Source organism: Metabacillus sp. YM-086 (genome assembly GCF_048059995.1).
GTDB classification, from domain to species: Bacteria; Bacillota; Bacilli; order Bacillales; family Bacillaceae; genus Metabacillus; species Metabacillus litoralis_B.
The window spans coordinates 1-7,965 of sequence record NZ_JBLUOI010000131.1 but is presented as its reverse complement, the minus strand read 5'-3'; the positions used below and the strand labels follow the sequence as shown (position 1 = coordinate 7,965).

The window sequence follows — 7,965 nt, the reverse complement described above, 5'->3', positions numbered from 1 at the left end:
TTCTTTATTACTATTGTTCTTCTTTGTATGGCATAATCTAATTCTTTCTTAAACTGCTCAAGCTGTTCTATTGATGCATCCTGTTTTATGTAACGCAAGAGCTTTTTCATGACCTTTGGAAAGCGATCAAACTCCTTCATGGTTTCAGCTCCTTTAACTAAAATGATTACCTATAAACCTCTAACTCGAGAAATATAGGTAATCATTTTAATATATGTGGGCATTTAACCCTCCCTCACACCACACTCTTGACGACTCGCATCTAAGGTTTTTTAGACCCACAGCATGGTCGAGTGCCTCCATTGATAAAGGCAAGGAGACATCACCTTTTCATTATTACTCACAAAATATTCTCAATAAAGAACAATCGAGCAAATAAAGCTTATTCCCCAGCATTCAATATAACACCTAAAACATTCGCTCGTACAAGTTTTAATAATCTATTGGCTTCTAAAGCTTTTTCCTGATCTGTTCTTCCACTATTTAGTGTTAACACTACACCATCACATTGCCCTGCTAATAATTTGGTTTCTGTCGTTTCAAGAACTGGGGGACAATCAAATATCACAACATTATACTCTTTTCTTGCTTCTATTAGAAAACGACTCATAGCTCCTGATCCAATAATTTCTGCAGGATTTGGGGGAATGGTTCCACTTGAAAGCACATCTAATTGTCCAATCTGCGTTTGAAAGACTGCTTCTTCTAAAGGAATACCTTCGATTAGAACATCTGTAAGTCCTTTTGTTTCTTTTATATTAAATGCTTGTTGAAGTTTTGGTCTTCTTAAATTAGCATCTATTAACAATACTTTTTCACCTTGCTGTGAAATCGAAATGGCTAAATTCACAGCTGCTGTTGTTTTCCCTTCTCCATTAGAGGGGGAAGTTATCATTAACAATTGATGCTTTTTATCAATCGAACTAAATTGAATATTGGTTCTTATAGTACGGAAACGTTCAGCAATTTCAGAGTTGGGGTATGTATGGGAAACAAAATGACGTCTTGTGATTTCTTTCATTGCTTTATTTTTGTTAATTAAACTAAGAACCAATTGTCTCACTCCCGTAATCAAATCTCACTGAACGTTTTTGTTTACCTTGCATATTTGCTTTCTTCATTTTTGGCACAGTTCCTAGAACTGGTAAACCTAATAATTCTTCAACTTCGTGCTCTTTTCTTATGCTATTATTTAAAGTGTTAAGTAAAAAGGCTAGACCAATACTGACTACTATTCCACCAGCAAAACCGTATATTATTGGTTTATTTTTATCTTCATTAATCGGAAACGGTACTTCCTTTGCTTGTGATAGAAGTTTAACATCATTAAACCCAATAATTCCCGGAATTTCTTCTTTATAAGTTTCCGCTATAGAATTTGCTAAAATTGCAGCCTGCTTTGGATCTGAATCTGTTACCGTAACAGTGACAACCTTTGAGTCACCGATACTGGCAACCATAATCTTACTGCTAAGTACTTCTGGAGGGTAGGGAAGATCTAGTTTTTCAACTACTTTTTCCAATACAGTTGTGTCTTGAATGATCACTTTAAGTGTTGACATTAGGCCACTATCGGCATTTAATATCATTCTTGAAGCCGATTGATACATAGGAGTGTATGAAGAAATAGAATAATATGTTCCCGCGGAGGTTGAGATTACAGTTACCAATAGAATGATCCATAAATATCTTTTAATTACTAGTAACAACTCTCTTATGTTAATTTCTTTTGATTTTTGTTCAAGTAATTGTTTATCATCAAGGTCTTGAAGGCCTGACATTTAAAATTCCCCCCGTTTATTTTATTTGAACCTATTCATAGGATAGTTCACAATAGAGAACAAGTCAATCCTTTTTAGCGAATTTTCAAATTCTTTATTACCTTTCTTAGAAACGTTCCATAAACATTTGCCTATATGTTCATTGTTCATTATATATATAACTATATCCGATTTAATTGATTTAAAAAAACTCTTAAATTTTGTTGTTTTTTCGTTAAAACGAACAGCATGGTCTTATTTTCTCATGAAATCTCTTCCATTCATATGTTTTTGTTATTTTATTAAGAACAAATTGTTCCTTATAATGAACTTGTTAACAATTTTCTTTTTATGATAAGGAGAACCATATGGTTGGAAAACGTTTAAGGGAGTTGAGGCAGGAAAAGGGATATTCAATAACTGAATTAGCTGAGTTAGCAGGGGTGTCCAAGTCTTACCTAAGCTATATTGAACGCGATGTGCAGAAAAATCCCTCACTTCAATTTTTAAAAAAGATTGCTTCAACTCTCGAGATAGAGGTTGAAGTGCTACTAGGTTCTTCGCCTTCCGAGGAGCTGTCAAGAGAGATTGTTCTTGATAAGGAATGGAGTAAATTATTGAATAAGGCGATTGAGGAAGGCATGAGTAAAAAAGATTTTAAAGAGTTTAGGGATTATTTGAAATTTCGAAAATGGAAAGAAACAAAGATGAAAAAGGAAAACCTTATCCAGGAGGACAGCTGAATGAATGTTGTGAAGGAAAAGCTAAATAACGAGCAATTAGATGTAGAATGGATAGAATTAATGAAAGAAGCAAAGCAGCTTGGCTTATCTTTTAATGAGGTCCAAGAGTTCCTTCACCAACAGGTAGCTTCTCATGAATAAAAGGCCATTTTCCGGCCTTTTATTTACTTATTTATTTTTCAGAAAAAGTACATTTAAACATGCTATGGCTTATATATGCTATGGCTTATATATGCTAAATTTTATTCGGGATTCCAATTGAATTAAAATAGCATATAACTATTTGATAGAATGTCTCGTACAATTAGATAGTTATAATAGGAAAAAAAAGGCCATCAATCAATGACCTTTTGATCTTTACTTACAGAAACTTTATAAACGAAAACATCCTGATACTTAGCGATCACCTCTTTAAAACGTGGATCATCTTCTTGAAGGGATCCAGTGATGATCTCATTTCCACTATCTTCAATTGTAACACCTACAATGATTTCTTCGTTCGTGTTGAAGGTTATTTCTTCCTCTAATTTCTTAAACAATAAGGATAAATTTTTTGTATTGTACTCTTTATAAGCTTCCATTGCACTCACACCATTTTCCGACAATACTAATGCATGGATCGTATAGCCTTCATCTGTCTTCTCTCTTGAAAAGAAGAGCGTATGGGGTTTGTCTTTTGCTGTAATGGAACTGGACATATTTGCTACATGATTTTGCTTTTCACCGTTGTGATAATGTTCAACAGTTAAACGAAGTTGATGGTCATTAGGAAGCGAGCTTACATCATAACTAAGTATTTCCTGACCAATTACTCCTTCCAATATTGATTTCTCTCTGCTTGTCAGTTCTGTTGGACTGATTGACATTTCGGATTGAGTCGGTTCTGTAGTGCACCCAATGAGGAAGATAATAGAAAGAATGAAAATAATCCTTTTCAATCTCCTCCACCACCATCGCCACCTCCAAAATCTCCAAATCCGCCAGAGGAATCATTTGAATCATGATGATTCTGTTTGTCATGGGAATCACCAATAAAAAATGGTGGGATAAAGGACGAATTCTCATTTCTATTCTTTCTATTTTTCCTCGACTTTGTTCCTATACCGGCTGCTAGACCAATGAAAAGAAGCGTAATAAAAATCAACACCACAATGAAACCTGCCATCACTGTTACCCCCTTTATTGTTTTCTTCTCAACTCCTACTCCCTCCATATGATTACACCTTACAAACTATGTATGATTTTCAATGTATTGGTAAAAATATGTAGCAAGGATGGTGTTCATAGGTGAAGAAATGGATATTTTTTCTTACAATACTGTACGGATTAACAGCAACACAGGTTTCATTTTCACCTGAAGTTCATGCTGTTTCTCAGAAAACATGGGAAGATGTTGCAGTAAAAGAAACAAAAAAACGTTACCCATTATCACAAGTATTGTTTTCTCAAAAAATTTGGGACAAAAAGAAAAAGGATTTTACAGTTAAGCAATACCGCTTAACATTACGTGAAGGTATGGACGACTTTGCTGTCTATACAACCATAACATATGACTCAAAAACTGGTGAAATCAAAAAAATTCAGGTTGTACCGGAGGCATAGGTGGTGCCTCCCCGATATTTGCAAAATAATGTCGACCAGATTAGCTCTGTCATATAAATTCGCTTTATGACAGAGCATTTTTATTGTTATATAAAAAAACAGCACAGTTAATGACTGTACTGTTTTCCCATCTTTTATTGATCTTTTTTCTTATTCATTAACAATCTTACTGCAAAAGGTAGAACACCTAACCAACGATTACTGTAATATGACGAAGATGCATCAAGGTCCTTGCGTTCCTGCCGTTGCTGCTTTCTTGTTTCTTTAGGCGTGTCCATATGTTTAACTATTTGCTGTGTAACATACTTTATATAGTCATTTGTAGACAAGGTAAAACACCTCAATTAATAAATGGTATCTACCTCTATTTATTTCCAAAGTTCTTAGCATTTAATCGTATACTTATTTCATTCACAATATCTTCAATATTTTTTTGTGCCGTTTCAATTAACACTGTACAATCATCATAAAAATTTACTCGTGATTGATATAAATCATTAAGCTCTTGTTTTAATTTTTTACTTGCTAAAGGCCGACTTTTATCTGAATGAACACGTTCGTAGATTGTATCAATATCTGCATGAAGCATCACGATACTGCCATGTTCTTTCATCCAAGCTCTATTTTCGTCTTTAATGACAATTCCACCACCAGTTGTAATAATAACGTCATTTGTTGGAAGTTCTTTTAAGATTTTTGTTTCTTGGTCGCGAAAAAAGGCTTCACCATATTCTTCAAATATTTCTTTAATGCTCTTATTTAATTTTTTTACAATTTCTTGATCTGTATCAATAACAGGAAGTTTCATGTTTTGTGCAAGTTGCTGACCAACTGTTGTTTTTCCTGCTCCCATAAATCCAGTTAAATAAATTGCTTCCAAAACCAGTTCCTCCACGTTTTCTTTCTACAATACCATAATTTTTAATATTCAGACCATACATTCATTTCATTTTTTGAAGAATCATATTGATAAGAAGCCGTATATTCTTTTCCTTCATTTGTTTGGCACGTGATCGAAACATTAAAAATCAGTGGTGAGACTTCTTGAACCAGGTAAGTGAATTGACCATTATACGTGTTCACTGAAATCTGTTCATTAAGTAAAGCAGATCCACTTTTTACTTCCTTTAGTGATTTTTCAACTGCAACTTGCATGATTGAATCAAGAGTATAATATTGTTTTGTTTCCTCATAGAATTTTTTTTCATTTACTAAGGACGTTGAGATATGTGCTGTTATTAGCAAACAGAAAAACACGATCACCATCATACTTGGCATAATGAAGCCTTTTTCGTCCTTCATACTTTGACTAATTCCTTATAAGATCTAAATGTATAGGTATAAACCTTACCAGCCTCACTTATGACAGAAAGTTGAATTCCTCTGTCAACTTGGTGAAAAGTCATTGTTTTTACTTTTAAAAGGAGGATTTCGTGGCCTCTGTCGGATATTTGTCTACGAATTAGGTTTTTATAGTGATTAATACTAACATGTTGTCCACTATGATTTGTAAACGTTAATTCTGTATCCTGAATGGTTATATTACTGGATTCTTTAAATTCCCTATGAAGTTGTATGATAAAAAGTTCCCATTCAAATGGCCTTAAGTCTTCTGGATGTTGAGAATGAGAAATTAGAAAGTGAAAAATAATAGTGAGAGTTGAAATAATGAAGGAGTAAATGAAAAAGGTTAGAAGCATATTCAAAAACGTATACCCCCGTTCGTTAAGATACAAGAAGGCAAACCGATTTTGTTTTTTTAAACAAACTTGACCATTCCATACATGCCTTTTGATCCCCACCATCCTCCCTCCATGTTAAGTGATAAACTACTGAGTCTTTTTCAATATCTTCGTTTTCTTTGTCAACACCAGAAAAAGCAACATGTTGAACCTTCTCGTGTAATAATTTCAACGCATCAGAAGATTGTTTTGTTGTAACTCGTTCTTGAGTTAAAAGAACAAGCTGAGGGATGAGGATGGAAACAATTAATATCCACATACTAAATGCTGTGATTGTTTCTGCTAATGAATAGCCTTTAACGTTCTTGAAGAGCAAAACGACCCTTTCCAAGATAAAAAACCACCTTATATGACTGATTGTAATAGCTAATGTGCATAGTCCCGCTTGCTCGAATCGAACCATTAGGATTATAAGTGATGCGGTTCGAAAATACTTCAGCCTCAATTTTGATTCGACTGTCATACTTTCTTTCAATAAGTTTTGATCCCAGCATTGTCCCTTCAATTGTGTATTTGTTCTGACTCGGCACAAATACTATATAAGCTTTTTCTTCATTTACCAGTGCGTATTGCTGTGCATACATGACATCTTTTTCAAATGTATCTAAAAAAGTATCTAAAACTTTTTGATTATAAATAGGAACAATATTCGCAATAAAAAGCAAGCTCATACTGCTTACAATAGCTAACACAAGAACTGTTTCTAATAAAGTAAAACCATTTTTACTAATCGGCTGCTGGTGCTCCTCCATCAGAAACAACTCCATCTGCAGCAATTGCAACCGTATTACCATTTGGACATACAGGTGTACTTCGTAGATAGCCACCGGTTTGTAGTTCTCCTATTGTAGGAATTTTTTTATGATCGATTTGATAAGATGTTACTTGAGCCTGTACCATATTAATAAGCCCATCACAGCCTTTTTCTTGAATACTGCTATTATGCTTCGTAACATTTGGAATCGTAATAAGCAGTAATACCGTTATAACGAGTAATACAATTAGCATTTCAATTAACGTAAAACCTTTTTCTTTCTTCATCGATTACCTCCTATAAGCTTTCCATCATCTTGTACATCGGTAAAAGCATAGATAAGTAGACAAATAATACGATCATACCTATGAATCCATAAATAGCAGGTTGAACGACTTCCATTATTTTCACCATTTTTTGCTCAAGCTTATCGATAATAAGCTGGCTATACGTGTAAAGCTCCCTTGACAGCTGCCCATTTGCTTGTCCATGCAAAATAACAAGAGACAGCTCCTTTTCATAAAAACATCGTTCAGCAATAATGTGGTGTAGCTGTTCACCAGCTCGTAATTGTTGAATGAGGTAGCCTGCCTCTACCTTAAAAAATGGCAATAAATTCTGACTTTCAAAAACCTTTAAACTCTCAAAAGTAGACATCCCCCCTTTTAATAAATTACTCAGTTGCAGGGCAAAGAAATAACTGTGAGAAATAACAAATATTCTTTTTAAAATAGGAATTTTTATGATTGTGTTCATTTGAGCTTCTGCGGGCTGTTTTTTAAATATGGAAAAGAAGTAATAAACAATTGTGGGTACTACCACTATTAACAAAATTCCTAAAAGCTTTATTCCATTAAAAACAATTAGTAAAAATAATGAAAAAAAGGAGGTTTCAATATTCATAGAAGCATATAGCTGCTCAAATTGTGGGGTAATAACAAATTGGATCATTAGTAAAATAATGGACACCGTTGATAATAAGAAGATAGGATATCGCAGTAGTTTTGTAAGCTTATCAAACTGTGTAAGTTTTTTATCCAGAATTCCACTACATTCTTTTAGTGAAAATTCTAGGTCCCCATGCTGTTCAGCAAAATAGAGATAGCTTAACACATCCCGATGAAATTGTAAGCTTGAAAGTGCTGTTCGAAATGAATTACCTGAAGATAAATATGATATACATTGCTGTAAGTCAGCCTTTTTATACCCATGCTCGTTAACATGAAGAAACTGCAGGGCTTCATTTAGTGTATACCCTTTATCTAACAAACTACTTAATCTTTTTAGCAAAGATAGTTGGTCTTTCAATTTCCACTTTTTTTTAATCTTCATAACGAAACACCCAACGGTCATAAGAATTTGGA

At 33.9% G+C, this 7,965-nt stretch carries 15 protein-coding genes; 3 read left to right on the top strand and 12 right to left on the bottom strand.

Features of this window, described 5'->3' with window-relative positions:
- Positions 1 to 382: 382 nt before the first annotated feature.
- Positions 383 to 1,054: a CpsD/CapB family tyrosine-protein kinase gene (locus ACEWK1_RS26705; protein WP_232273271.1), complete on the bottom strand. Its 672-nt coding sequence runs from the start codon at positions 1,052 to 1,054 to the stop codon at positions 383 to 385.
- Entirely contained in the window at positions 1,044 to 1,781 is a 738-nt protein-coding gene (locus ACEWK1_RS26700) for a YveK family protein (protein ID WP_121662812.1), read from the bottom strand. Before ACEWK1_RS26700 ends, ACEWK1_RS26705 begins: the two co-directional genes overlap by 11 nt.
- A gap of 347 nt (positions 1,782 to 2,128) precedes the next feature.
- Here ACEWK1_RS26700 and ACEWK1_RS26695 point away from each other — a divergent pair, with 347 nt between their 5' ends.
- Both ACEWK1_RS26695 and ACEWK1_RS26690 read left to right on the top strand, forming a co-directional pair.
- The gene (locus ACEWK1_RS26695; protein WP_121662813.1) at positions 2,129 to 2,503 is read left to right on the top strand and encodes an XRE family transcriptional regulator; all 375 of its coding nucleotides are present in this window, start codon (positions 2,129 to 2,131) and stop codon (positions 2,501 to 2,503) included.
- Positions 2,504 to 2,644 (top strand): anti-repressor SinI family protein, encoded by a 141-nt coding sequence (locus ACEWK1_RS26690; protein ID WP_121662814.1) that lies wholly within the window; start codon positions 2,504 to 2,506, stop codon positions 2,642 to 2,644.
- Positions 2,645 to 2,838: 194 nt separating this feature from the next.
- On the opposite strand, the gene ACEWK1_RS26685 is transcribed toward ACEWK1_RS26690, so the two are convergent.
- The gene (locus tag ACEWK1_RS26685; protein WP_212136665.1) at positions 2,839 to 3,441 is read right to left on the bottom strand and encodes a hypothetical protein; all 603 of its coding nucleotides are present in this window, start codon (positions 3,439 to 3,441) and stop codon (positions 2,839 to 2,841) included.
- Entirely contained in the window at positions 3,438 to 3,668 is a 231-nt protein-coding gene (locus tag ACEWK1_RS26680; RefSeq protein WP_212136667.1) for a hypothetical protein, read from the bottom strand. The genes ACEWK1_RS26685 and ACEWK1_RS26680 overlap by 4 nt, the downstream gene beginning before the upstream one ends.
- A 122-nt stretch (positions 3,669 to 3,790) precedes the next feature.
- On the opposite strand from ACEWK1_RS26680, the gene ACEWK1_RS26675 reads away from it, so the two are divergent.
- Complete coding sequence (locus ACEWK1_RS26675) at positions 3,791 to 4,105, top strand: DUF3889 domain-containing protein (RefSeq protein ID WP_121662817.1); 315 nt, start codon at positions 3,791 to 3,793, stop codon at positions 4,103 to 4,105.
- Between the two features lie 134 nt (positions 4,106 to 4,239).
- Here the strand turns inward: ACEWK1_RS26675 and ACEWK1_RS26670 are convergent, their stop codons facing one another.
- The 8 genes from ACEWK1_RS26670 to comGB all read right to left on the bottom strand — a co-directional run.
- Positions 4,240 to 4,434, bottom strand: coding sequence for a YqzE family protein (locus ACEWK1_RS26670; RefSeq protein ID WP_212136669.1), 195 nt, complete (start codon positions 4,432 to 4,434; stop codon positions 4,240 to 4,242).
- A gap of 35 nt (positions 4,435 to 4,469) precedes the next feature.
- Complete coding sequence (locus tag ACEWK1_RS26665; protein ID WP_212136671.1) at positions 4,470 to 4,985, bottom strand: shikimate kinase; 516 nt, start codon at positions 4,983 to 4,985, stop codon at positions 4,470 to 4,472.
- Between the two features lie 41 nt (positions 4,986 to 5,026).
- Entirely contained in the window at positions 5,027 to 5,407 is a 381-nt protein-coding gene (gene comGG, locus ACEWK1_RS26660) for a competence type IV pilus minor pilin ComGG (protein WP_212136673.1), read from the bottom strand.
- Positions 5,404 to 5,910, bottom strand: a complete 507-nt coding sequence (gene comGF, locus ACEWK1_RS26655) for a competence type IV pilus minor pilin ComGF (protein WP_269671071.1) — start codon at positions 5,908 to 5,910, stop codon at positions 5,404 to 5,406. The genes comGG and comGF overlap by 4 nt, the downstream gene beginning before the upstream one ends.
- The gene (gene comGE / locus ACEWK1_RS26650; protein ID WP_212136675.1) at positions 5,831 to 6,178 is read right to left on the bottom strand and encodes a competence type IV pilus minor pilin ComGE; all 348 of its coding nucleotides are present in this window, start codon (positions 6,176 to 6,178) and stop codon (positions 5,831 to 5,833) included. Before comGE ends, comGF begins: the two co-directional genes overlap by 80 nt.
- On the bottom strand, positions 6,144 to 6,599 hold the full coding sequence (comGD, locus tag ACEWK1_RS26645) for a competence type IV pilus minor pilin ComGD (RefSeq protein ID WP_212136677.1): 456 nt from the start codon (positions 6,597 to 6,599) through the stop codon (positions 6,144 to 6,146). Before comGD ends, comGE begins: the two co-directional genes overlap by 35 nt.
- The gene (gene comGC / locus ACEWK1_RS26640; RefSeq protein WP_212136679.1) at positions 6,574 to 6,888 is read right to left on the bottom strand and encodes a competence type IV pilus major pilin ComGC; all 315 of its coding nucleotides are present in this window, start codon (positions 6,886 to 6,888) and stop codon (positions 6,574 to 6,576) included. The genes comGD and comGC overlap by 26 nt, the downstream gene beginning before the upstream one ends.
- Positions 6,889 to 6,898: 10 nt before the next feature.
- Positions 6,899 to 7,965: competence type IV pilus assembly protein ComGB (comGB, locus tag ACEWK1_RS26635; RefSeq protein WP_416636824.1), on the bottom strand; the 1,067-nt coding region annotated here is incomplete at its 5' end.